Source organism: Streptomyces rimosus subsp. rimosus (genome assembly GCF_000720725.1).
In the GTDB taxonomy this organism is placed as follows: Bacteria; Actinomycetota; Actinomycetes; order Streptomycetales; family Streptomycetaceae; genus Streptomyces; species Streptomyces rimosus_A.
On sequence record NZ_JOCQ01000018.1, the window covers coordinates 23,501 to 45,817 of the forward strand.

General features: G+C 71.1%; 19 protein-coding genes and 2 pseudogenes. 16 read left to right on the forward strand and 5 right to left on the reverse strand.

Going from position 1 to position 22,317, the window contains the following annotated elements; translation table 11 throughout:
- Nucleotides 1-116 precede the first annotated feature (116 nt).
- The 9 genes from IH45_RS0112025 to uppS all read left to right on the forward strand — a co-directional run bounded on the left by IH45_RS0112025 (nt 117) and on the right by uppS (nt 10,776).
- The gene (locus tag IH45_RS0112025) at nt 117-452 is read left to right on the forward strand and encodes a pilin (RefSeq protein WP_030665839.1); all 336 of its coding nucleotides are present in this window, start codon (nt 117-119) and stop codon (nt 450-452) included.
- Entirely contained in the window at nt 449-1,888 is a 1,440-nt protein-coding gene (locus IH45_RS1000000145200; RefSeq protein ID WP_158813046.1) for a hypothetical protein, read from the forward strand. Before IH45_RS0112025 ends, IH45_RS1000000145200 begins: the two co-directional genes overlap by 4 nt.
- Entirely contained in the window at nt 1,885-2,973 is a 1,089-nt protein-coding gene (locus tag IH45_RS0112035) for a PrgI family protein (RefSeq protein WP_050514766.1), read from the forward strand. The genes IH45_RS1000000145200 and IH45_RS0112035 overlap by 4 nt, the downstream gene beginning before the upstream one ends.
- Complete coding sequence (locus IH45_RS01000000143530; RefSeq protein ID WP_199810657.1) at nt 2,967-4,742, forward strand: VirB4 family type IV secretion system protein; 1,776 nt, start codon at nt 2,967-2,969, stop codon at nt 4,740-4,742. Before IH45_RS0112035 ends, IH45_RS01000000143530 begins: the two co-directional genes overlap by 7 nt.
- A 1,553-nt stretch (nt 4,743-6,295) precedes the next feature.
- Complete coding sequence (locus IH45_RS0112045) at nt 6,296-6,712, forward strand: hypothetical protein (protein WP_158813048.1); 417 nt, start codon at nt 6,296-6,298, stop codon at nt 6,710-6,712.
- Nucleotides 6,713-6,743: 31 nt separating this feature from the next.
- Complete coding sequence (locus IH45_RS0112050; protein WP_030665850.1) at nt 6,744-7,160, forward strand: hypothetical protein; 417 nt, start codon at nt 6,744-6,746, stop codon at nt 7,158-7,160.
- Between the two features lie 289 nt (nt 7,161-7,449).
- Complete coding sequence (locus tag IH45_RS1000000148670) at nt 7,450-7,701, forward strand: hypothetical protein (RefSeq protein WP_030665853.1); 252 nt, start codon at nt 7,450-7,452, stop codon at nt 7,699-7,701.
- Between the two features lie 454 nt (nt 7,702-8,155).
- Entirely contained in the window at nt 8,156-8,470 is a 315-nt protein-coding gene (locus IH45_RS1000000146430; protein ID WP_463607448.1) for a transposase, read from the forward strand.
- A gap of 566 nt (nt 8,471-9,036) precedes the next feature.
- The gene (gene uppS, locus IH45_RS1000000148675; RefSeq protein ID WP_063762980.1) at nt 9,037-10,776 is read left to right on the forward strand and encodes a polyprenyl diphosphate synthase; all 1,740 of its coding nucleotides are present in this window, start codon (nt 9,037-9,039) and stop codon (nt 10,774-10,776) included.
- A gap of 243 nt (nt 10,777-11,019) precedes the next feature.
- On the opposite strand, the pseudogene IH45_RS0112070 reads toward uppS, so the two are convergent.
- The 4 genes and pseudogenes from IH45_RS0112070 to IH45_RS1000000150790 all read right to left on the reverse strand — a co-directional run.
- Nucleotides 11,020-11,724: pseudogene (locus IH45_RS0112070) on the reverse strand (glycoside hydrolase family 11 protein); the annotation flags it as partial.
- Between the two features lie 44 nt (nt 11,725-11,768).
- Nucleotides 11,769-12,746, reverse strand: coding sequence for a glycoside hydrolase family 62 protein (locus IH45_RS1000000150780; protein ID WP_324607937.1), 978 nt, complete (start codon nt 12,744-12,746; stop codon nt 11,769-11,771).
- A pseudogene (locus IH45_RS1000000150785) lies at nt 12,735-13,025 on the reverse strand (RICIN domain-containing protein); the annotation flags it as partial. The pseudogene IH45_RS1000000150785 and the gene IH45_RS1000000150780, both read right to left, overlap by 12 nt.
- Before the next feature lie 12 nt (nt 13,026-13,037).
- Nucleotides 13,038-13,298, reverse strand: a complete 261-nt coding sequence (locus IH45_RS1000000150790) for an RICIN domain-containing protein (protein ID WP_324607936.1) — start codon at nt 13,296-13,298, stop codon at nt 13,038-13,040.
- 589 nt (nt 13,299-13,887) lie between these two features.
- On the opposite strand from IH45_RS1000000150790, the gene IH45_RS0112085 reads away from it, so the two are divergent.
- The 3 genes from IH45_RS0112085 (at nt 13,888) to IH45_RS0112095 (ending at nt 17,106) form a co-directional block, all read left to right on the forward strand.
- The gene (locus IH45_RS0112085) at nt 13,888-14,520 is read left to right on the forward strand and encodes an ArsR/SmtB family transcription factor (RefSeq protein WP_394298671.1); all 633 of its coding nucleotides are present in this window, start codon (nt 13,888-13,890) and stop codon (nt 14,518-14,520) included.
- Nucleotides 14,517-15,830, forward strand: a complete 1,314-nt coding sequence (locus IH45_RS0112090) for an MFS transporter (RefSeq protein WP_030665877.1) — start codon at nt 14,517-14,519, stop codon at nt 15,828-15,830. The genes IH45_RS0112085 and IH45_RS0112090 overlap by 4 nt, the downstream gene beginning before the upstream one ends.
- A 220-nt stretch (nt 15,831-16,050) precedes the next feature.
- A complete protein-coding gene (locus IH45_RS0112095; RefSeq protein ID WP_030665879.1) occupies nt 16,051-17,106 on the forward strand; it encodes a chitinase in 1,056 nt (351 codons plus the stop codon).
- Nucleotides 17,107-17,192: 86 nt separating this feature from the next.
- Here the strand turns inward: IH45_RS0112095 and IH45_RS0112100 are convergent, their stop codons facing one another.
- Nucleotides 17,193-17,375 (reverse strand): hypothetical protein, encoded by a 183-nt coding sequence (locus IH45_RS0112100; RefSeq protein WP_158813052.1) that lies wholly within the window; start codon nt 17,373-17,375, stop codon nt 17,193-17,195.
- A gap of 438 nt (nt 17,376-17,813) precedes the next feature.
- Here IH45_RS0112100 and IH45_RS0112105 point away from each other — a divergent pair, with 438 nt between their 5' ends.
- The 4 genes from IH45_RS0112105 to IH45_RS0112120 all read left to right on the forward strand — a co-directional run bounded on the left by IH45_RS0112105 (nt 17,814) and on the right by IH45_RS0112120 (nt 22,292).
- Nucleotides 17,814-19,550, forward strand: coding sequence for an ABC transporter permease (locus tag IH45_RS0112105; protein WP_030665893.1), 1,737 nt, complete (start codon nt 17,814-17,816; stop codon nt 19,548-19,550).
- A gap of 81 nt (nt 19,551-19,631) precedes the next feature.
- Nucleotides 19,632-20,951 carry an ABC transporter ATP-binding protein gene (locus tag IH45_RS0112110; protein WP_030665894.1) on the forward strand — a complete coding sequence of 440 codons (1,320 nt, stop codon included), beginning with the start codon at nt 19,632-19,634 and terminating at the stop codon, nt 20,949-20,951.
- 61 nt (nt 20,952-21,012) lie between these two features.
- Nucleotides 21,013-21,324, forward strand: a complete 312-nt coding sequence (locus tag IH45_RS0112115; protein WP_030665896.1) for a hypothetical protein — start codon at nt 21,013-21,015, stop codon at nt 21,322-21,324.
- A complete protein-coding gene (locus tag IH45_RS0112120) occupies nt 21,321-22,292 on the forward strand; it encodes an endonuclease/exonuclease/phosphatase family protein (protein WP_050514768.1) in 972 nt (323 codons plus the stop codon). Before IH45_RS0112115 ends, IH45_RS0112120 begins: the two co-directional genes overlap by 4 nt.
- Nucleotides 22,293-22,317: the final 25 nt, after the last annotated feature.

Genomic DNA, 22,317 nt, shown 5'->3' on the forward strand with positions numbered 1-22,317 from the left:
GGGTTTCTCAGGCCCGCCCGCCGCTGCTCCTGGAGGAGGCCATGCCGCCCGGTTCTCGTCCGTACCTATCGCCTCGGCGGCGCAACGGGACCGACTGCCCGCGCTGCGGCCGCTCGGTGCCGCGACGACCGTGGTGGGCAGTGGTGGGCGCGGTGGCGGCGGTGGCGGTCCTGGTGGCGGCGGTGCCGGCCGCGGAGCCGGGGCGGTGGGTGCTGGCGCTGGCGACGGTGGGCCAGGTGCTGACCAACCTCCGCACCTGGCTGATGGGCATCCTGGCCGCTCTGGCCACGGTGTTCCTGACGGTGGGCGGGGTGCGTTACCTGCTGGCCGGTGGGGATCCCGGGGAGGTGGCGAAGGCCAAGTCGGCCTATAGGCACGCCGGTCTGGGCTATGCGCTGGCGGCGCTGGCGCCGATCGTGGTGCAGGTTCTCAAGGGCATCGTGGGGGCGTGATGGGCTGGCTCACCAACCTGCTCACCCAGGTACTGGAGCGGTTCTTCCGTACCGTGGTCGACCAGGCCCTCAACCCGCTGCTCAAGCTGCTGGGGTCCACGCTGCTGGCCACGCCCACGCTGAGCAGCGTGCCGCGGATCACCGGGCTGTGGTCGACGTCCTGGACGCTGGCGCTGGCCTGTTACACGGTGCTGGTCACCGTCGCCGGGGTGGTGGTGATGGTCCACGAGTCGGTGCAGACCCGCACGAGCCTCAAGGAGACCGTGCCCCGGCTGGCGGTGGGGGTCGTGGCCTCGGCCTCGTCCCTGTTCCTGGCCGATCAGGCCATCGCGGTAGTCAACGCCCTGTCCCGGGCGCTGCTGGGGCCCGGTCTGGATGCCGACGATGCCGCCCGGGCCCTGACCCGTATGGTGCAGGGCACCGGCAAGGGCTTCTTCGTGCTGTTCGTCGGCGTGTTCGTGGTCGGCATGCTGGTGGTGCTGCTGGTCTCCTACGCGGTGCGCATCAGCCTGACGCTGATTCTGGTTGCGGGGGCGCCGCTGGCGTTGATGTGCCATGTGCTGCCGCAGACCGACGGGATCGCCCGCTGGTGGTGGCGGGTCTTCGCCGGCCTGCTGGGCGTCCAGCTCGCCCAGGCGCTGACTCTGATCACCGCGCTGCGCCTGTTCCTGGCCCCCGACGGCTTCACCCTCTTCGGTCCCACCGCTACGGGGCTGGCCCACGTGCTGGTCGCCCTGGCGCTGATGTACATCCTGATCAAGCTGCCGTTCTGGATCCTGCGCTCGGCCGTGCCCGGCTACCGCGGAACCCTGGCCGTCGGCCTGGTCCGCTCCCTGCTGTACGCCAAAACCTTCCACGCCCTGAACGCCCTCTCCCCGCCCGCCCCCGCCACCCGCTCGCGGGGCCGGGGCGGACCGTCGGGTCCCGGACCGGTTGGCGGCCGGCCCGGCCCCCGCGGGAGCGGCCCCGGACCCGTCCCACCTGTCCCCCGGGGCGGGCCCGGCTCCGGCCCCCAACCCAGCGCACCCCGCCCGCTGGCCCACCGCGCTACGCCACCGCCCCTGCCACAGTTCCGCACGCCCGATGCCGAGGAGCCCGCACCGCCCTGGCCCGCCCGGCACACCCCGCCCGGCCCGCCGGTCTTCCGCCCACCGGTATCCACGGAACCCACACCCCCTGCGGCCCGGCGCGCCCGGCACGGGCCGCCCGACCGGGCCGTGTTCGTACAACCGGCCCCCGAACCGCCTCCTCCGGTACGGGTTACCGGACCGGCCCCCGTGGCCGTCTTCCGTCTGCCCGTCCCCGACGAGCACCGCGCGCCGCGCGTCCGCAGCACGTCCCCGCCGCCCCCGGCCTTCCGCCCGCCGCACCGTTCCAGCCCGCCCCCAGCGCCGCCCCCGCCCCGCGGCGGGGCACAACGAGGTGACCGCCGATGACGCAGCCCGTGCGGATCCCCGCCGACGTCGACCGGGAGGACACCGTCTGGCAGGGCCTGACCGCCCGCCAGCTCCTGATCCTCGCCGTCACCGGCCTGGCGCTGTACGCCGTGTGGTCGGCCACCCGCACCGTCCTGCCCCTGGCGGCCTTCGCCACCCTGGCCCTGCCCGTCGCGGCAGCCACCGCCGCCCTGGTCCTGGGCCGGCGCGACGGGCTGCCGCTGGACCGCCTGCTGCTCGCCGCACTCCGCCAGCGCCTCGCGCCCCAGCGCCGCCTCGCCGCCCCCGAGGGCCTGCATCCCGCACCGCCCTGGCTCACCGCCGCGGCCAGCCCCGACCCCCAGGACACCGCCATGGCCGAGGCAGGTGCGGCGCCGCTGCGCCTGCCCGCCCAAGGGGTCGCCGACACCGGGCTGGTGGACCTCGGGCAGGACGGGGTAGCGCTGGTGGCCGAGTGCACCACCGTCGACTTCGCCCTGCGCACCCCGACCGAGCAGGACGCCCTGATCGCCGCCTTCGGCCGCTACCTGCACACCCTGACCAATCCCGTGCAGGTGCTGGTGCGCGCCGAGCGCCTGGATCTGACCGCCGCGATCGCCGAGCTACGCGCCCAGGCCCCCACCCTGCCCCACCCGGCCCTGCAGGCCGCAGCCGGCGACCACGCCGACTTCCTCACCCAGCTCGCCCGCGAACAGGACCTACTGCGCCGTCAGGTCCTCCTGGTTCTGCGCGAACCCGTGCGTGCCGCCGGTCCGGTCGACGGCCTCGGCGGGCCCGGCTTCCTGGCCGATGCCACCACCCTGCTCGGTCTGGCCGGCATCGCCGTCTGTCCGCTGGATGCCGGTCAGACCACCGCTGTCCTCGCCGCAGCCTGCGCCCCCGGCAGCGTCCTCGCCCCCTCGCCCCAGATGGCCGGCGCCGACCACATCATCACCACAGCCCCTGCTCCGAGCCCCAATCCCGAGCCCGCCCTCAGCCCACCGGCCCGGGGCACCGACCACCGGTTGCGCGAGGACGCCGACGCCTTGTTCCCGTCGGACGACGCCACCGGGCACACGAGCCTGGGAACGGGGCCGTCGTGGTGAAGCACCGCCGCACGGCACCGGCCCGGACCGGCCAACGACCCGATCCGCGCGCCATGCCACCGGCCGCCGACGCCACCGCCGCGTTCTTGCCCGAGGCGGTCACCGTCGCCCCGCGTCACCTGGACGTCGGCGACGCCTGGGTGGCGTCCTTCGCCGTCACCGGCTACCCGCGCGAAGTCCAGCCCGGCTGGCTGCAGCCCCTGCTCACCTACCCCGGCCGCCTGGATGTCGCCCTGCACATCGAGCCGATCGATCCGCTCACCGCCGCCCGCCGCCTCAAGCGCCAGCTCGCCCGCCTGGAATCCGGCCGCCGCCACACCCAGGAACAGGGCCGCCTGCTGGACCCGCAGGTCGAAGCAGCCACCGAGGACGCCTACGAGTTGTCCGCCCGCGTCGCCCACGGCGAGGGCAAACTCTTCCGCCTCGGCCTCTACCTCACCGTCCGCGCCCTCAGCGCACAGCACCTGACCCAGGAGGTGGCGGCGGTGCGCGCGCTGGCCGCGAGCCTGCTGCTGGACGCCAAGCCCACCACCTACCGCAGCCTGCAAGGCTGGCTGACCTGCCTGCCCCTCGGCCTGGACCGCATCACGCTGCGCCGCACCGTCGACACCGGTGCGCTGGCCGCGGCCTTCCCCTTCACCAGTCCCGATCTGCCGGCGCCTGCCCCGGCCTCGGCCGCCGCCCCCGCCGGTGTGCTGTACGGCTACAACACCGCCAGCCAGGGCCTGGTGCACTGGGACCGCTTCGCCCAGGACAACCACAACGCCGTCATCCTCGGCCGCTCCGGCGCCGGCAAGTCCTACCTCGTCAAACTCGAAGTGCTGCGCTCCCTCTACCGCGGCATCGACGCCCACATCATCGACCCCGAAGACGAATACACCCGCCTCGCCGAAGCCGTCGGCGGCGTCTGCCTGCGCCTGGGCACCGAGAGTGTCCGCCTCAACCCCTTCGACCTCCCCCTCCGGACCGGGCCGAGCGGGCGGCCCGCCGCGCCGCGCGACGCCCTGGTGCGCCGGTCGCTGTTCCTGCACACCGCGCTGGCCGTCCTGCTCGACGCCCCACCCACCCCGGTCCAGCGGGCCGTCCTCGACCAGGCGATCGCCGCCACCTACCAGCAGGCCGGGATCACCGCCGACCCGCGTACCTGGACCCGCCCGCCCCCGCTGCTGGCCGACCTCGCCACCGTCCTTACGGGCTGTGCGCAGCCGACGGGCCGGGACCTGGCGGACCAATTGCACCCCTTCGTCCGCGGCGCCTTCGCCGACCTGTTCGCGGGCCCGACCACCACCCGCCCCGACGGGCACCTGGTCGTCTACTGTCTGCGCGATCTGCCCGACGAACTCCAGGCCATCGGCACCCTGCTGGTGCTCGACGCCATCTGGCAGCACGTCAGCGACCCCGCGCGCCGCCGTCCCCGCTACGTGGTGGCCGACGAGGCCTGGCTGCTGATGCAGCAACCGGCTGGCGCCGACTTCCTCTTCCGCATGGCCAAGGCCGCCCGCAAACACTGGGCCGGCCTGACGGTGGCCACCCAGGACACCGCCGACGTCCTGGCCACCGACCTGGGCCAGGCGGTCGTCACCAACGCCGCCACCCAGATCCTGCTGCGCCAGGCCCCGCAGGCCATCGACGAAATCACCGCCGTCTTCGACCTGTCCGAGGGCGAGCGGGCCTTCCTGCTCACCGCCGGGCGCGGGCAGGGCCTGCTGTCCCCGGCACCCACCGCACCGCCTTCCAGGCCGCCGCCTCCCCCACCGAACACCACCTGATCACCACCGACCCCGCCGAACTCGCCACCTACACGCCGCAGACCACCGCGGACGCCGCTGTGGACACTTCCGTCGGTCAGCACGAGGTGGACTTGTTCGACGAAGCCCCGGACCCGCCGGTCGAGTTCGGCGTCGCATGAGATCCACACGGTAGTCCCGTAGCAGCGCTGTCCCTGTCCGCCACCGACAACAGGGGCCCACTTCGCCAGAAGGGTTCGTCAGAAAGGCAGGATCACCCGTGCTCCACCGCTTGCTCAGCGCCGTACGGGTCCGGTCCTCGCCCCACACCCCCGCCACCGGCGGCCTGCTGCCCGACCTTCTGCGCGACCCCACGGGCAGCTGGCACGCCCTGCTCACCCACCTCCGCGACACACTGACTACCTGGGGGCCAACCACCGCCGCCAGCCTGGCCGCAGGCGCCCTCGTCCTGCGCCTCGGCCGCACGTGGCAACAGCAGCGCGCCCACCGGCGCCTCGCGCGGGGTGCACAGATCATCACCGTTCTGCCGCCGCCCAACGCGAGCCCGGACGACGCGCCAGCCCTGTGGGCGCACCTGGCGGGCCTGCTCCTGCCCGCCCGCCGCCGCCCCTGCGCCCGCCGTGCCACGGTGTGCACGACAGCCTGTGGCGAATCGCCGCCCGTGCGGGGGTGGTCCCTACGACAAGGCCGCCCGCAAGTGGCGGTACCGGTGGTCCCCACGCGTGCGGGGGTGGTCCCGACTTCACGCTGGGCCTCGGGGTGGTCCCCGCGAAGGCGAAGGTGATCCGCCCCTGGCTTGGACGTGCCCGGTGCACTCGGACGCTGCGACGGTGATGATGCCGTCGGACTGGGTGAAGACGCTGCTGTCGGCTGTCGGCTGTCGGCTGTCGGCTGTCGGCTGTCGGCTGTCGGCTGTCGGGGCGAGCATGTGGCGATCGGTCTTGACCATGCCGATCGCTGCACCGAGCCCGAGCGGTTCGCGGCCGTCGCGCTGTATGACCGTGCTGGTGCGGGAGTCGACGCCGCTCAGCTCACTCGTCACGCGATCACCGCCCAGGCCATGCCCCCATCGAGGGCTCAAGAGGCGAGCTCGGGTGGCCGGTCCGTCCACGGCACGGCCATCTCAGCCCGGGCACCGCCCGCTGTTCGCGCAGCTGCTCCAGCCGTACCGCGAGCAGGTACTCGGCCGTGCACTGCCGGACCGCTTCGGCGGCGGCCGCAGCCTGACGGCTCGCGGTCCTACCGCTGCATGGCAGCAGCACGGGCCTCGTCACGCCGGACCTGCTCCGCGCGGGCGTGCTCGATGTCCTCCGCCTTGAGGGCCGCAGGACATCCCTGGCACTGCTACCGACTCCGCTTCTGTCCACACTCACGGCTCCGGCCACGTTCCCGGCCCTGTGTCCGGTCGCTTCTCCGTCTGCGGGCGTAGACCAACAGGTGCAACTGGGACTACCGCAGAGGTTTACAACAGGGCCTTGATCTGCAGCGGGCGGTTGATGTGCGCCCCGCCCCGGCTTGATTACTGTTCGAGCGCGCCGCACGACGGCGCACAACTGAGACAGGGGGAAGCACGAGTGAACAGGATCAGGACCGTACTGGTCGGAGCGACTGCGGTGGCACTGACCGGCGCCGCCCTGGTGGGCCCGGCGCAGGCGGAGCCGGTGGGGAAGACGCCGACGCATACGCGGACGGCCTCGGCGTCCGTCACGGTGAAGGGTCTGCTGCCCAGCGTGGAGATCCGGGTGAAGACGCGGTACTCCGACAAGATCCGGATCAAGGGGTACAACCAGTACAACGAGTGGGTGATCAGCCCGTGGTTCAAGAGCCCCAGCGACTGGACCCTGGTCAACGACTGGTGGTGGAGGAAGTCGGCGACCGTGCGGATCGAGGGCGTTCAGACACGCGGCAACAAGCACCGCGAGGCGTATTGCACCATTTCCAATGATCACCGTGGGAATCAGTTCTCCTGCGACATGTGGAGCAAACTCTAATACCGGCGAACCCGAGCAGGAGACCAAGCACATGAACAAGCTCAAGATGTCCGTGGCCGTCCTCGCCCTCGCGGCCCTGGCCGGCACGGGTCTCGCTGCCCCGGCCCAGGCAGCCCCGGCGGCAGGGACGACCGCCGCGACGCAGGACGCCCCGGCCGCTGCCCCGGCGGTGAAGCGGCAGTACCACTACGAGGTCCGGGTCAAGACACGCTACTCGGACAAGATTCGGATCACCGGGATCAACCAGCACGGCAACAAGGTGACCAGCCCGTGGGTCAAGAGCCCCAACGACTGGACCCTGGTCAACGACTGGTGGTGGAAGGGCAAGCAGTCCATCGTCATCCAGGGCGTTCGGAACGCGACCGGCAAGTGGTACAAGATGTCCTGCTATCTGCCGGAGTACCAGGACTCCAACCAGTTCAGCTGTGACGGCTGGAACAGTCTCTGACAGGTCGTCCTCACCTCTCTTCGGCCCGGCCCGGTCGCGTACTGCACGCCGCCAGGCCGGGCTGCCCCGTAGGACGACGGCGATCCAGCGCACAGTGGTCGTCAAGCAGGCCGCGTTCACTCCAGTGCCGTGCGGAAGCTCAGGCGGGAGGCGCCAGGTCATGCGACGGCTTCTTTGCACCGTTGCGAGGGGTTCCTCCAGTGGACCGGCTCCGCTCCACTGGAAACGACATAGCACCACGTTGGCCCGGACAGCGCGATGGCGGGTACCTCAGCCCCACAGCTTGCGGATGAGCTCCTTCGTCCACTTCACTACGGTTCCCGCCCTCTCCTGCGCGGCCGAGAAGGCCGGGCTTTGGCCACAGGACGCGGGGCCGGTACTGGCGTTCGCCGCGGGCGCCCTTCTGCTTCTCGCCGGGGCCAAGGCGGTCGTCGCTCTGCGGGACGCGTCGCAGGCGTTCGTCGTGGGGAAGCTGTCGCTTCTCGCTGATGCCGACGCGATCGTCGTTGTCGCGTCGCACGGCTTGCCCGATCCGGCGTGACATCGCGGGCACATCATTCGGTACCAGTCGTCGCGTGGCACTTGGTGGTGCAGCCGGGCCAGGGCCTTCTTGCCCACCTCCTGCGCCTGGCCTTCCCAGCCGACCTTTCTGATCGTTTCGGAATGACAGCCGCGTCCGTCGCTGCCGCACGTCGGGCGCTGTCCCGTTCCGAGTAATTTCGCGATCCGCTGAGCGGCCTCGTCTGGTGGCAGTTCGGCCGGCCAGGGCAGTCGTCCGGCGCTGTCTCGAACTGGGTTTTCATCATGATCCAGGGGGGCGAACTGCCAGCCCGGCAGTTTCCTCATGGCACTCGTCGGGGCTGTGACGGATCGCAGCGCAGGCCGCTGTGAAAGCGGCGTCGGCGGCGCGTTGGCCCTTCCGGAGCGAAACCACCGGCCGACCTTATCGACGGCTTCAATGAGTCAGCGACCTTGGCCACCCCGGACAACTGCGGATTCCCGACCGGACCGCGCTCGCAGGTGTGCTTTACGTGCTGGGGGCCGGCATTCCTTGGCGCGACGTGCCAGCAGAGACCGTAGGCCGCTCCGGAATCACTGCATGGCGCAGGCTGGCTGAGGGACTGGCCGAAGCTGGCGTGTGGGCCCGAGCTTCGATAGGGGGGCCACGTCGGTCTCTCCCCGGCCGACCGCGCCCGTCCCGGGGCCGCGGAGCGCGTGTTCGCCTGGCTGCACCAGTTCAAGCGCCTACGCATCCGATACGAGCAGCGGGCAGACCTTCACCAGGGGCTCCTCGAAGTGGTGCCGCCTGAGCAGGCAGGCTGGTTCGACGGTGGTGAGCCGCGCAGCGGGGCGTGACCGAGTGCGACGATGTCAGCCGGCGACGCCTGCGTACCGCGTTGCGTCAAGGAGTCTCAGGCGCTTCCGGCATCACCCCGGCTCCGTAGCAACGTTCCCGTCGCGTCACCCTTGCGGGTGAATAGGCGGTTGTCATACCGCATGGCAGGGAATGCGCTTGTCGGCACACTTTTCCATCCCAACTCGTCGCGCACGCCAGCCGGTTGAGCGCCCCATCCTTCGCTCCCATGTGAGGACGCTCCCGGCATCTTCAGACCTACCACACGCTTTGCGCTTCTTCCTGAACCACTTCGGTTACTTATGGCCCAACAGGCCGCTTCCTTCTCTTTTGCCATCTCAGTTGCGCCCGACTGCACGTCTAACCGGAGAACGTGAAAGGAGTGGAGCGTTGAGTATCTCGGAAGCGCCCGGCGCGGGCGCGCCGCGGCGCAATTCGGCAGGGTCTCGTTCCGTACCGCCGGCTCGCCGCCCGCCGCCGCACCCGTCGGGAGCGCGTCCGCCGGCTGTCGACGCCGGGCGCATGCCCCGCCACGTGGCGATCGTGATGGACGGCAACGGCCGGTGGGCCACGGCACGGGGCCGACCGCGTCATGAGGGACACGAGGCCGGGGCTGCCGCTCTGCAGGATGTTGTTCATGGCGCCCTGGAAGCCGGCTTTCCCTACCTGACGCTCTATGCCTTCTCCACCGAGAACTGGGGCCGTCCGAAGGAAGAGCTCCAGCACCTGCTGGACATTTTCCACGGCATGTACGCCGACGCCTCCAGCATGGACGAAGAGCAGTCCTTGGGAGTGCGGATGCGTTGGGCGGGCCGACGCACCCGTCTTCCGAACTCGCTGGGCAGGGCTCTGTGCCGCGCCGAGGCAAAGACGCGGCACGGCACCGCTCTGACGCTCACCCTGTGCCTGGACTACGGCGGCCGGTTGGAGATCACTGAGGCTGCGGCTGCCCTCGCCCGGGACGTCGGCAGCGGCCGGATCGGCGTCTCGGACATCGACGAAGCCCTGTTCAGCCGGTACCTGAGCGTGCCGGAACTTCCGGACGTGGATCTGCTGATACGTACCGGGGGCCAGCTGCGAACCTCCAACTTCCTCCCCTGGCAGTCCACATACGCCGAGCTGTATTTCACCGACACGCTGTGGCCCGACATGGACCGGCGCGACCTGTGGCAGGCCCTGATCACCTACACCGGACGCAAGCGCACCCACGGCAGGGTCACGGCTGCACCGTCCCGTACTGCGTCCCGTATTGCCGCAGAGAAGCCCACGGTCTCGTACAGCGTCGAGCAGCACCACCGGGGCCTGTCCCTCGCCGACCAGTGGGCCCTCGTCCGGGCGGGTATCACCGACCCGACGCTGCGTGCGGCCTACGGCCACTGCCGTCACCTGGTGGCCGACCGGGTGGGCAGCCTTCTCGACTGGGGCACCTGGGCCGTGCCCGCACGTCGCCGCCCCTACCTGTGGGCCCTGGTGGCCGCGCTCGCCGAAGCCGACGACCTGGTCGACTCGTCAGCCGGTCTGGAGGAACGTATGGCCGACTTCGACGCGTACAGCCGGATGATGTGCGGTGTTCTCAGCGGCACCGAGAGCCCCGAGCACCCGGTCGCGCGTGCCTGGCTGCACACCGTGCGCGCGTGCGGCATCGACACCGACGTCTACCTCACTTGCTTGCGGGGGCTGCGTGACGACTTCACCGTGACCAGCTACGCCACCTACGCGGACTTGCGCTGCTACATCAACGCCGTCGCCATGACGTCCTTCAGCATGTTTCTTCCGGCTCTCGGCATGAGCAGCGCACAGGCGGAGGAGCAGGTGCCGGTCCTGTCCGAAGCGCAGCAGCTCACCAACATCATCCGTGACGTGGGGGCCGACGCCCGGCAACTCGGCCGCATCTATCTGCCGCGAGAGGACCTCGACCGGTTCGCGGTCGAGCCTGGGGACCTGTACCGCCCGCGAGCCACCGATGCGGTGCGGGAGTTGATCCGCTTCGAGTGCGAACGCGCGCACGCCCTGTGGGAAGAGGGGGCGCGCCACATCGATGAACTGCCCTTTCGCTACCGGGCGATATGGACTGCCGGTATCGCCTTCTCCCGCGAGATCCTCCGGATGATCGCCCGGCATGACTACGACGTCCTCGCGGCCGGTCGGCAGGGCTTCTTGCCCGTGTGGCCGTCCGGAACCGCGAAGGACCCGCGGGCCGCCCCCACCGCGTCCGACGGTGGCGAGCAGCCGCCGGGCCCCCTGAGCCGCAACGACACGTGAGGCGTACGGGCGCCGGAGTTCGCCGCTGAGTCGCTTGCCGAACGCCCCTGGAAAGGCTGTGACCATGCCGGCGCCTTCACGACCGGCCCGACCTCGCACAGCGGCTTCACGGTCGAACTACATGCCCCCCTGCGGGCCGCCTGAGCCCACACGGGCACCGTCGGCGCCCCTCAGCGCACTGAGTGGCCCGCGCAACCATGGTGGGTTCCGCGCGCCACTCGGCTACGGCTACTGGTGATGAGGGGTTCCGCTCACTGTGATGTTCGAGCTTCCGCTGCTTCGGTAACCCTCTGTCGCCATGATCATGTAGTTGAAGGTGCCGAGGCGCATCCCGTGGCGCGCCCAGGCATCGAAGTGGTTGCCGGTGGTGATGGTGCCGCCCGTGCGCTTCGACCGCCGGACGCTCCAGTACTGGTCGAACGTCTTCGGCCCCTCGATGGAAGGGGCGTTGACCCGGGTCGTCCGGTAGATGTCATAGACGCCGCCGTCGCTGGTCACCGTGCCCTTGTAGGCGCCCGTGGGCCGATAGGTGCCCCAGTTGTCGACGATGTAGTACTCGACGAGGGGGTTGGTGCTCCACCCGTAGAGCGTCAGGTAGGCGTTGCCGGAAGGGCGGAAACTGCCCGAATAGGTGACGGTCTTGCGCCCGCCGGTCTCCCAGCCCTTGCCGGCGACGAAGTTACCGGTGTTGCGCCACGAGGTGCTGTAACTGCCGCCGGAGGTCAGGCCCATGGACACCGTCCGGGGACTGTCGGTCCAGAACGAATAGTAGTAGCCGTTGTGGATGCCGGTTTTGTTCGTCGTGATGACCGGGTCGGCGCCGGCGGCCCCGGCGGTGCCGGGCAAGAGCAGGGCCACCAGGGCAGCCAGTGCCAGCACGCAGGTACTTCTGGTCAAAAGGCCGATTCGGTGGCTATTACGATTTCGGGCGTGGGTGGTTGTGTTCATGTCCGGTCTTCTCCTCTTGGGCAATGACGCGAGACGGGTCCGGGTCAGCAGGCGGAGTTGGCCTGGGTGAGCAGGCCCATGCGGTACGGCAGTTGCGCGTACTCGCCGTCGGATCCCGGGGCACGCCCTTGGTAGACGTACTGCAGGTGGCAGGGGTCGATGGTCAGGTTCTGGTCGGTGCCCGAGCGGACCAGTTCGCCGTGGCTGATGTCGTTGGTCCAGGCCGTTCCGTTGAAGGAGACGTTGGCCTTTCCCGCGAACGGGGCGCTTTCGGTGGACGCGAGCGGGGTCCAGGTTCCGGTCAGGCCGGTGGATGTCCAGGAGCGGAAATATCGGCCGCCCGCTCCCATGGCCTCGACCAGCAGCAGGTACTGGTTGGAGCCGGACACCTTGTAGATGTCCGACGCCTCGAAGAGCTTGGGCCGGGAGTCGGACAGCACGATGGTGGTGTCGCCGAATCCGTTGGGGAAGTTCGCGAGCGTGGTCCGGGCGCGGTAGAGGTGCCCGTTGTCGTCACTGAAGAACAGATAGCAGTTCGCGGTGTCGCAGATGGTCCAGAAGTCGATCCACTGTCCCTTGCCCTTGTTCTGTGTCACCACCGCGGGTTCCGAGGAGATGAATATCCGGGGCGCGGACCAGGAGGAGGGGTTGGAGGGGTCGGTCGTGGTGGAGTAGGTGGGCGGACCGGTCTGGTAGACCATGTACCAGAGTTTCTGCGGGGCGAAGTAGAAGACCTGGGGCGCGGCCGCGTAACGGGTGCCGATGGCCGAGGAGTCCAGGTAATGCTGGGTGGCGGAGCCGGCGTTCGCCCACTTGTCGAAGCTGAAGTATGCCAGGCTCCATTTCCCCGCCGTGTTCGCCGTGGTGGCGTAGACGTGGTATTTCCCGTTGTACCGGATGACCGAGACGTCCTTGATCGATACGAGCCGGTGCGACGCGTTCGACCGCGGGCCCGCCAGCACTCCGGTCGACACCCAGGAAAAGGCGGAAGGCAGGGAGTTCGATACGGTCCCGACCTTCACCAGCTGCCACTGCTGGCCGGCCCCGCCCCGGTCGGCCGACTGGTCGATGGCCGCCGCATCGGACGTGGCGGCACCTGCGACCTGGACGGCCTTTCCGCTGTTGCGGTTGATCAGACGCAGGTACCCGCCCGCGGAGCTTGCCAGGCTGAACTGCTGGCCGGCCGCCTTCGTGTCGTCCCACTGCTGTATCCGGGCACCGTCGGCCGTCGACCGGCCGGACACGTCGAGAACCTTGCCGCTGAAGCGCGAACGCAACCGGTAGAAGCCGTCGCCGGAGTCGACGAAACGCCACTACTGCCAGGCCCCGTCGTTGCGCTTGTACTGCTGGAGCCCGACTCCGTTGTCGGTGTCGCGGTCGGTGACGTCCAGTGCCTTGCCGCTGTTGCGGTTGACCAGGACGTACCAGGCACCGGTGTCCACCGAGGCGGCCGACGCCGGTGTCGCGGCCAGAGCGACACACAGGCCGGCGAGCAGCGCCGCCACCGCGATCCCGGCCGTACCTCGTCGCCGGCGCCACAGTGGGCGCCGGCGTGTTCTGTGGGCTGTAGCCATATGTTCTCCTGAGGTCGTGATGCTGCCGCCCCGTGCGTAACCGGGAGAAGGATGCTCGCCGTCGCGGCAACAGGTGGCAGATATGACTGCACGGCAAACCACAACGCACTCTTTCCCGGGTTGACGGGTAGCGGCGACAGGCATTCGACAGCACCGCCAGGCAGCCTGCCGCCGAATTCCGCCAAGTTCGAAAGTCCGGCAACCTTTCGGCTGTCGGCGGCCGAGCGGCAGGCCGTCTGCGGTCGGTGAACCCGAGGAGGTATGACACGAAAGTGCCGCGCAGCCGGGCCGGCGAGCGTCGAATCGGGTATCGGGCACCTTCTGACCGCTCGGCAGAATCATGAATGGGCGCGAAATCGTGGGTGCGGAAGCGCATCAGCATTCAGGCTGCGGGATGCGCGGGCCTCGGCCGCCTGCTCCGGGATGTCGCTCACGCTTCTCCCTCGCACCTTGCAGCGTTCGCCCCAACGCCTCGTACAGGCACCGCCGTTGACAGGCTGTGTAGCGCTACGGAAGGGGCGCGCACCAAGCCGGTCAAGATGCAGAGAACTCTATGCAGAGAGTCCTCTGCACCCTTACGCTGCTCACCATGCCCAACCACCACGAACCCACCACCACCCCCAACCAGGCGCCCAGCGAACAGAGTTCACCCACCCCCTCCCGCCGCCTGGACGCCCGCAGCCTGCGCGGCCTGGCCCACCCCCTGCGGATGCGCATCTTCGAGCTGCTCACCCTCGACGGCCCGGCCACCGCCACCCGTCTCGCCGCCCGCCTCGGCGAGAACACCGGCACCGTCAGCTGGCACCTGCGCCACCTCGCCGAACACGGCTTCATCGAGGAGGAGTCCGGGCGCGGCACCAGGCGCGAGCGCTGGTGGCGGCGGGTCGGGGCGAGCAACGACCTGTACACGGCCGACTTCCGGGACGATCCCGACAGCCGGGGCCCGCTCTCGTTGTACCTGCACGAACTGGTGCAGCTGTACTTCAACCGCGTCACGGACTATGTGAACGGCGACTGGGACGACACCTGGCGGCGCGCCGGCACCCTCGCGGACTGGCACGACCTACGACTGTCGCCCGAGCAACTGGCCGCGCTGAACGCCGAGCTGTCCGAGGTCGTCGCCCGTCACACCCCGCCCCCGGACGCCGCCCCGGCACCCGGCGCGCTGCCCGTCGTCGTACAGCTCCAGTCCTTCCCGCGCGAAGAGCGCGGCGCAGGGTGAGCGCCCGGGCAAGCGGCGGTCTGCTGCGGCGCCACCGCGACTTCCGGCTGCTGTGGTGCGGTGAGACGGCCGGCAAGTTCGGCGCGTCGGTCACCGGGGTGGCGATGCCGCTGATCGCCGTGTCCACACTGCGCGCGGGCCCGTTCGAGGTGGGGTTGCTAAGTGCCGCCGCCTGGCTGCCGTGGCTGGTCATCGGTCTGCCGGCGGGCGCCTGGGTGGACCGGTTGCGGCGCCGGACGGTGATGCTGGTCTCCGCCGCCGTCTCCTGCGTCCTGTTCACGGCCGTACCGGTGGCGACGTGGTGCGGTCTGCTCGGTACGGGCCTGCTGCTGGCCGTCGCCCTGCTGTCGGGTACGGCGACGGTGTTCTTCCAGACCGCGTACACCGCCTACCTGCCGAGCATCCTGGCGCCCGACGATCAGGCGGAGGGCAATGCCAAGCTGCACGGCAGCGCGTCCGCCGCGCAGTTCGCCGGGCTCGGCTCCGGCGGTCTGATCGCGCAGGCGGCGGGGGCGGTGAACGGGATGTTCGCCAACGCCGCGACGTTCCTCGTCTCGTTCCTGTGCCTGACGGGCATCCGGTACCGCGAGCCCCGCCCCCGCCGGACGGAGCGGCGCGCCGGAGCGCTGGCCGGTGAGGTCGGCGAGGGGCTGCGGCTGATCGCCGGTGATCCCTGGCTGCGTACGCTCACGCTGTTCGGCGCCGCCTCCAACCTGGCGCTGATGGGGTACCAGGCGATTCAAGTGGTCTTTCTCGTCCGGGAAGTCGGCCTGTCCCCCGGCGTGGTCGGCGCTCTGGCCGCCGCGACCGGCGGGGGCGGCGTGGTCGGCGCCTTCGCCGCCCGCCGGGTCGCGGCACGGGTCGGGACGGCCCGCGCGACGCTCCTGTTCGAGTTCGGTCTCGCCCTGTTCGCGCTGCTCATCCCGCTGACCACGGACGGCGCGGGGGTCGTGTTCTTCCTGGCCGGCGGCTGCTGTGTCACGGCGGGCGTGGTGGCCGGGAACGTGCTCAAGGCGGGATTCCAGCAGCGGTACTGCCCGCCGCGTCTGCTCGGCCGCGTCACCGCCGGTTCGGCCTTCCTCGGTTACGGCACGATTCCGCTCGGCTCGCTGCTCGGCGGCGCGCTCGGGTCTGCGCTCGGTCTGCGCGCGGCCCTGTGGATCACCACGGCGGGGATTCCGCTCGCCGCCGTGATCCTGCTGTGTTCGCCGCTCCGGCGCGCCCGTGACCTGCCGACATCCCGGGAACGGCGGCACGGCGACGGGCTGTTGTCCGGTGGCGAAGGGGAAACGGCGCCGCCCCGGTCGTGACGTACGGGCTGCGCGCTCTCCCCCGTACGGACTTGGTCCAGACCTATTGACGGCCCCTGCGGGTCACCCTACGGTTCGGGCAGCGCGACGCGCGGGTTCCGGCCACCACCCGTACGCCGTCACCGCCGTACGCCCCCACTCGGCACCCCCCACTCGGCCCCCACCCACGCTCCACCGGGCCCCTCAGTCACCGCCGGCCACGGCCGGGAAGGAGCACATCATGTTCGGACGGGCACTCCGCCTGCTCGGAGCCGGCCTGGCGGTGGTCTGCGCCGCCCAGCTGCCGGCCGTCGCGGCCCCGCACGCCGCACCCCGGGACACCACCTGCCCGGTCAAATCCAGACCCGCGGGCAAGGTGCTCCAGGGGTACTGGGAGAACTGGGACGGCGCGGCCAACGGCGTCCACCCGCCGTTCGGCTGGACGAAGATCACCGACCCGCGGATCGGCCAGCACGGCTACAACGTCATCAACGCCGCCTTCCCCGTGATCCGTTCGGACGGCACGGTCCTGTGGGAGGACGGCATGGACGCGACGGTGAAGGTCGCGACGCCGGCCGAGATGTGCGAGGCCAAGGCGGCGGGCCAGACGATCCTGATGTCCATCGGCGGCGCGGCGGCGGGCATCGACCTCAGTTCCAGCAAGGTCGCCGACCGGTTCGTGGAGACGGTGGTGCCGATCCTGCAGAAGTACAACTTCGACGGCATCGACATCGACATCGAGACCGGGCTCACCGGCAGCGGCAACATCAACACCCTGTCCGCGTCACAGGCCAACCTGATCCGCATCATCGACGGCGTGCTGGCCCGGATGCCGTCCAACTTCGGCCTGACCATGGCGCCGGAGACGGCGTACGTCACCGGGGGCAGCGTGACGTACGGCTCGATCTGGGGCGCCTACCTGCCGATCGTGAAGAAGTACGCGGACAACGGCCGCCTCTGGTGGCTCAACATGCAGTACTACAACGGGAGCATGTACGGCTGCTCCGGCGACGCGTACTCCGCCGGCACCGTCCAGGGCTTCACCGCGCAGACGGACTGCCTCAACAAGGGCCTGGTGATCCAGGGCACGACCATCAAGGTCCCCTACGACAAGCAGGTCCCGGGCCTGCCCGCACAGCCGGGCGCGGGCGGCGGCTACATGTCACCAGGCCTGGTCGGCCAGGCGTGGAACACCTATCGCGGCGGGCTGAAGGGCCTGATGACCTGGTCGGTCAACTGGGACGGGTCGAAGGCGTGGTCGTTCGGGAACAACGTCAAGGCGCTCCAGGGGCGCTGAGCCGCGCAGCGCATCCGTATCACTACGCATCCGAACCGGTACGCGGGCGGGCCCGGGCACATGTCCGGGCCCGCCCGCGTACGGGCTCAGCTCTCGCCCTCCTGGGAGGGGTGCAGGCCCAGCATCTCCAGGAGCATCTTCAGCTCGTCGGCGTCGCGGGCCTGGCCGGCCAGGGTCAGCCGGGCCTGCCGCCGTACGGCGCCGGCCTCGTCGTCCTCGGGCACGGCCGGGTCGGTCTGGTTCTCGCTGCGGTGGTCTTCCTTAATCATCACCGCCATTGTCCCATCACCCCGGAAGGCGCGGACACCCCGGGGCCCGGCCGGCCGCCGACGCGCGAAGCGGAACCCGCGCGGCCGATTCCTGAAGCCGCCTTCAGGAAATGCGAATTCCGCACCCGCAGACCGGCCACCTTCCTGGAATTCTGAAGGCGCTTTCAGGTTCGCCGGAATTACCGGAATCTTTTGACCGGCTCACACATTGCGTGCCATCATTCTTTTCGGCGCCGGCCGCAGGAGGCCGTCGCGCCGCCGTGCCGAAGAATTCGAGGAGGTGGTCGTTGTGCTCTACGGCGAACCTCCCAGTTGCCCCCGCCTCCCCCGCTGACCGGGCCGGACGGCCCGCGGCAAGCCCTGCCGGGCAGCACGCCCCCGCGGCGGCGGATCCGCCGCCGCACCGGGCTGCCCGCATGAATTCTTACGGGTATCTCCATGACATTCCGCCGGTTTCCGGCCGGCGGCGCGATACGCGCTGCCCGCCTGCGCCCCGTGGACCTCCTGATCCTCTGCGGCGTTCTCGTACTCCTGTATCTCGTCATACGGGTCGGCGCCACCGCCGACCGCCCTTTCGACCCCGGAAATCCACCGGCCGTCTCCACCGATCCGCGGCACCTGCCGTACTACGCGGCGCGTTCCGTGCTGCGGATGTTCGCGGGGCTGGTGCCCGCGGTGCTCTTCACCTTCGTGTTCGGAACGTGGGCCGCCCGGTCCCGGCGGGCGGCCAAGGTGATCGTCCCGGCGATCGACATCCTGCAGTCCGTACCGGTGCTGACCTTCCTGAGCATCACCGTCACCGGCTTCGTCGCGCTGTTCCCGCACTCCACGCTGGGGCTGGAATGCGCGTCGGTCTTCGCCGTCTTCACCGCGCTGGTGTGGAACATGGCGCTGGCCTTCTACCAGTCGCTGACCACCCAGCCCAGGGAGCTGGACGAGGCGGCCCGGCTGATGGGGCTGACCCGCTGGCAGCGGTTCTGGAAGCTGGACGTGCCCAGCGGCATGATCGCGCAGGTCTGGAACGGCATGATCAGCTTCGGCGCCGCCTGGTTCGCGCTCAGCGCCTCCGAGACGATCACCGTCAACCACCGGGACAACGCCCTGCCGGGCATGGGCTCGTACGTGGCCCAGGCGCTCGCCGACGGGGAGGGCGCCCGGGTCGCCCTGGCCGTCGCAGTCATGATCGCGATGGTGGTGTCGGTCAACTTCCTCTTCTGGCGGCCGGTGACGGCATGGGCCGAGCGGTTCCGTACCGAGGACTGCGAGATCGCCGAGCAGCCGCGCAGCCGGGTCCTGGAGCTGCTGCGCCGCTCCACGCTGCCCGGCCGCCTGGGGCGCGCCCTGCGCCCGGCCGGTGAACGGCTCGACCGCGCGATGCGGGTGCTGGGCACCGGCGGCGGGCGGCTCCGGGCAGCCGGCGACGAGGCCCGCCGCAAGCGGGGCGACCTGGTCTTCTCCGTGCTGTACGCGCTGGGCGTCGCGGCCATCGGCTGGCAGGCCGTCTCCTATGTCCTGGCCCACGTGCCGCTCCCCGAGATCGGCCATGACGCGCTGCTCGCGCTGATCACGTACGGCCGGGTGCTGCTGCTGGTCGCCTTCTCCACCGTGGTGTGGGTGCCCATCGGCGTGTGGATCGGCATGCACCCGAGGGTCAACCGGATCGCCCAGCCCATCGTGCAGGTGCTGGCGTCCTTCCCGTCGAACTTCGTCTTCCCGCTCGCCGTCATCGTGCTGGGCGCCTCCGGCATCTCGCTGAACTGGGGCTGCGTCGTGCTGATGGCGCTCGGCGCCCAGTGGTACGTGCTGTTCAACGTCATCGCGGGGGCCAGCGCCATCCCCGGCGACCTGCGCGAGGCCGCCGCCGACCTGGGGCTGCGCGGCCGGCTGCGCTGGACGAAGCTGATCCTTCCGGCGGTCTTCCCCTCGTACGTCACCGGTGCGCTGACCGCCTCGGGCGGCGCCTGGAACGCCTCGATCCAGGCGGAGATCGTCACCTACGGCAGCACCACGCTCACCGCGGTCGGCATCGGCGCGTACATCCAGCAGGCCACCGCCGACGGCGACTTCGCCCGCAACTTCCTCGGGGCCGTCCTGATGAGCGTGTACGTCGTCGTCATCAACCGGCTGTTCTGGCGGCGGCTGTACCGCTTCGCGGTGCAGCGCTGCGCCCTGTAACGGCTCTCCCCCTCCCGCTTCCCCGGCCCGGGCCCTCGGACCGCCGCGCGCCCGGGCCGCCGTACCCCTCGGAGTCATTCCATGAAGAACACGACCTCTGCCACCACCCCTGTCATCAGCGTCCGCGGCCTCCGCAAGGACTTCCCCGGGCCCTCCGGCGGCGTCCTGCCGGTCCTCGACGACGTCACCTTCGACCTGTACGAGGGGCAAGTCGTCGCGCTGCTCGGCAAGTCCGGGTCGGGCAAGTCCACGCTGCTGCGCCACGTCGCCGGGTTGCTGGCGCCCTCCGGCGGCACCGTGCACTACCGGGGCAAGCCGGTCACCGGACCCCACCCCGGTACGGCGATGCTCTTCCAGTCCTTCGCCCTGATGCCGTGGCTGACGGTGCAGCAGAACGTCGAACTCGGCCTCCAGGCCCGCGGCGTGCACGCCGTCGAGCGGCGGGGCCGGGCGCTGCGCGCCATCGACATGGTCGGCCTGGACGGCTTCGAGAACGCCTACCCCAAGGAGCTGTCCGGCGGCATGCGGCAGCGGGTGGGCTTCGCCCGCGCCCTGGTCGTCGAGCCGGACGTGCTCCTGATGGACGAGCCGTTCTCCGCCCTGGACGTGCTGACCGCGCAGACCCTCCGCAACGAGCTGCTGGAACTGCTCGCCCACCCCGACACCCCCACCCGCACCGTCCTGCTGGTCACCCACTCCATCGAGGAGGCCGTCCAGCTCGCCGACCGCGTCCTGGTGCTCGACACCCGCCCCGGCCGGATCAAGGCCGACCTGCGGGTCGCCCTGCCGCAGCCCCGCAACCGCCGTGATCCCGGCTTCCAGGCGCTGGTCGAGGACGCCTACGAAGCGCTGACCGGGCGGCGCGCCGCACCCGCGGCGGACCCCGGGCAGGACCCGCTGCGGGCCGCCGAGCCGCTGCCGGCCGCCACCGTGGAAGCGCTCACCGGCCTGCTGGAGGTCCTGGACACCCGGGGCGGGGCCGTGGACCTGGCCGCGTTGGCCGACGCGCTGGCGTACGAGGTGGACGACCTGATGCCGGTGGTCGAGGCGGCGCAGCTGCTCGGCTACGCCAAGGTCGCGGGCAACCGGCTGCACCTGACGGTCACCGGCCGCGGCTTCGCCCGCGCCGACATCCTGCCGCGCAAGCACCTGTTCGCGGCCGCCGCGCTCGCCAACGTCCCGCTCATCGCCACCATCCGCACGCTCCTGCTGGCCTCCGGCAGCGGCCGGCTGCGCGAGCCGTACCTGATCGGACGGCTCGGCGGCCACGCCTCCGAGCGTGCCGCGCACCGGCAGCTGGCCACCGCGGTCACCTGGGGCCGCTACGCCGAGCTGTACGAGTACGACGCCGACGACCGGGTGCTGCTGCTCCCCGCCGAGCACCGCCGCAACGCCGCCTGAGCGCGGGCCCCGCCCGCGCCCGCCGGACCGTGCCCACCGGTACGCCCCGAGGAGGATCACCGTGAAGCCGCACCAGATATCCGTGAAGCCGCACCGGACCGTACCGAGTCCGACCGTCCCCGACCCGACCGTCCCGAGCCGGGCCGTACCGGGCCCGCCGGAGTCCGTCGCGAACACGACCGGGGCCCTCCGCGCCCTCTTCGCCCTGGCCGTGCTGCCGGCGCTGGTGGTCACCGCCGTCGCCTTGTCCCCGCCCGCCGCCACCCCGCTGATCTGCGCGGGGCTGCTCGGGGCCGGCTGCACGGCGGTGGGGTTCGCCGTCGCGGGATGGCGCTGCCTGTCCCGCCGTACGGAGAGGGGCCGGGCCCGGTGAGAACGTCCACCCGGGGTGCTGCCGCCCGTGCCGCGCGGCGCCCCGGACTCCGTATCGCCGTCCCCGCCCTCCTCCTCGCCGGGCTGCTGGCATTCCCCGGGCTGCTGCCCGACACTCCGGGGCACATCGGGAGTCTGGCGGAGACCGCGCTGCCCTGGTTCGGTGCGGCCGTGCCGGTCCTGCTGGGGTGGGCGGCGATGCGCCGCTCCGTGGTGGGGGCGGCCGCCGCGCTGGTGCCGGGGGTGGTGTGGGCCTGTGTTTTCCTGCCCGGCCATCTCACGGGCGGGGACGGCGCGCGGGCCGACTTCCACGTGCTGACGTTCAACGTCGGCGGTGACCGCACTTCCCCCGCCGAGGTCGCCCGGCAGGTCATCGGCACGGGTGCCGACGTGGTGGCGCTGGAGAAGGTGCCCGCGTCGGCCATGCCCGCGTACGAACGGGCGCTGGGCCCGGTCTACCCGCACCACGTGACGGCCAACACCCTCGGCCTGTGGTCCCGTTACCCGGTACGCGAAACCGCGAGCCTGGACCTGGGCGGCGCCTGGCCGCACGCCGTACGGGCGCTCGTCGGCACCCCGGGCGGCGACACCGCCGTGTACGCCGTGCGCCTGCCGTCCGTACGGGTACGGGCGGACGCGGGCTTCACCGTCGGGGCGCGAAACCGGAGCGCGGCCGCGCTGGCCGACCGGGTACGGGCGGACCGGGCGGCCCGCGTGGTGCTGCTCGGCGATCTCAACGGCAGCCTGCGCGACCGCGGCCTGGCACCGCTGGCCCGGCAGCTGACCGCCGCCCAGCGGGAGGCCGGGCGCGGCCCCGGCTTCACCTGGCCAGCGGCGTTCCCGCTCGTCCGCATCGACCACGTCCTGCTGCGCGGCCTGACGGCCACCGGGTCCGCCGTGCTGCCGGACCACCTCGGCAGCGATCACCGGCCGGTGCTGACGGGGCTGCGCGGGGCCGGGGGTGCATGAGGCTGCCGGGGCGGGCGCGGCGTAC

Excerpts from the sequence above, each read along its gene's own strand:
- IH45_RS0112035 (WP_050514766.1), top strand. The coding sequence starts at position 1,885 with ATGACGCAGCCCGTGCGGATCCCCGCCGACGTCGACCGGGAGGACACC.
- IH45_RS0112050 (WP_030665850.1), top strand. The coding sequence starts at position 6,744 with ATGAACAAGCTCAAGATGTCCGTGGCCGTCCTCGCCCTCGCGGCCCTG.
- IH45_RS1000000148670 (WP_030665853.1), top strand. The coding sequence starts at position 7,450 with ATGAGCTCCTTCGTCCACTTCACTACGGTTCCCGCCCTCTCCTGCGCG.
- uppS (WP_063762980.1), top strand. The coding sequence starts at position 9,037 with ATGCCCCGCCACGTGGCGATCGTGATGGACGGCAACGGCCGGTGGGCC.
- IH45_RS1000000150790 (WP_324607936.1), bottom strand. The coding sequence starts at position 13,298 with ATGGCTACAGCCCACAGAACACGCCGGCGCCCACTGTGGCGCCGGCGA.
- IH45_RS0112085 (WP_394298671.1), top strand. The coding sequence starts at position 13,888 with ATGCCCAACCACCACGAACCCACCACCACCCCCAACCAGGCGCCCAGC.
- IH45_RS0112095 (WP_030665879.1), top strand. The coding sequence starts at position 16,051 with ATGTTCGGACGGGCACTCCGCCTGCTCGGAGCCGGCCTGGCGGTGGTC.
- IH45_RS0112100 (WP_158813052.1), bottom strand. The coding sequence starts at position 17,375 with ATGATTAAGGAAGACCACCGCAGCGAGAACCAGACCGACCCGGCCGTG.
- IH45_RS0112105 (WP_030665893.1), top strand. The coding sequence starts at position 17,814 with ATGACATTCCGCCGGTTTCCGGCCGGCGGCGCGATACGCGCTGCCCGC.
- IH45_RS0112110 (WP_030665894.1), top strand. The coding sequence starts at position 19,632 with ATGAAGAACACGACCTCTGCCACCACCCCTGTCATCAGCGTCCGCGGC.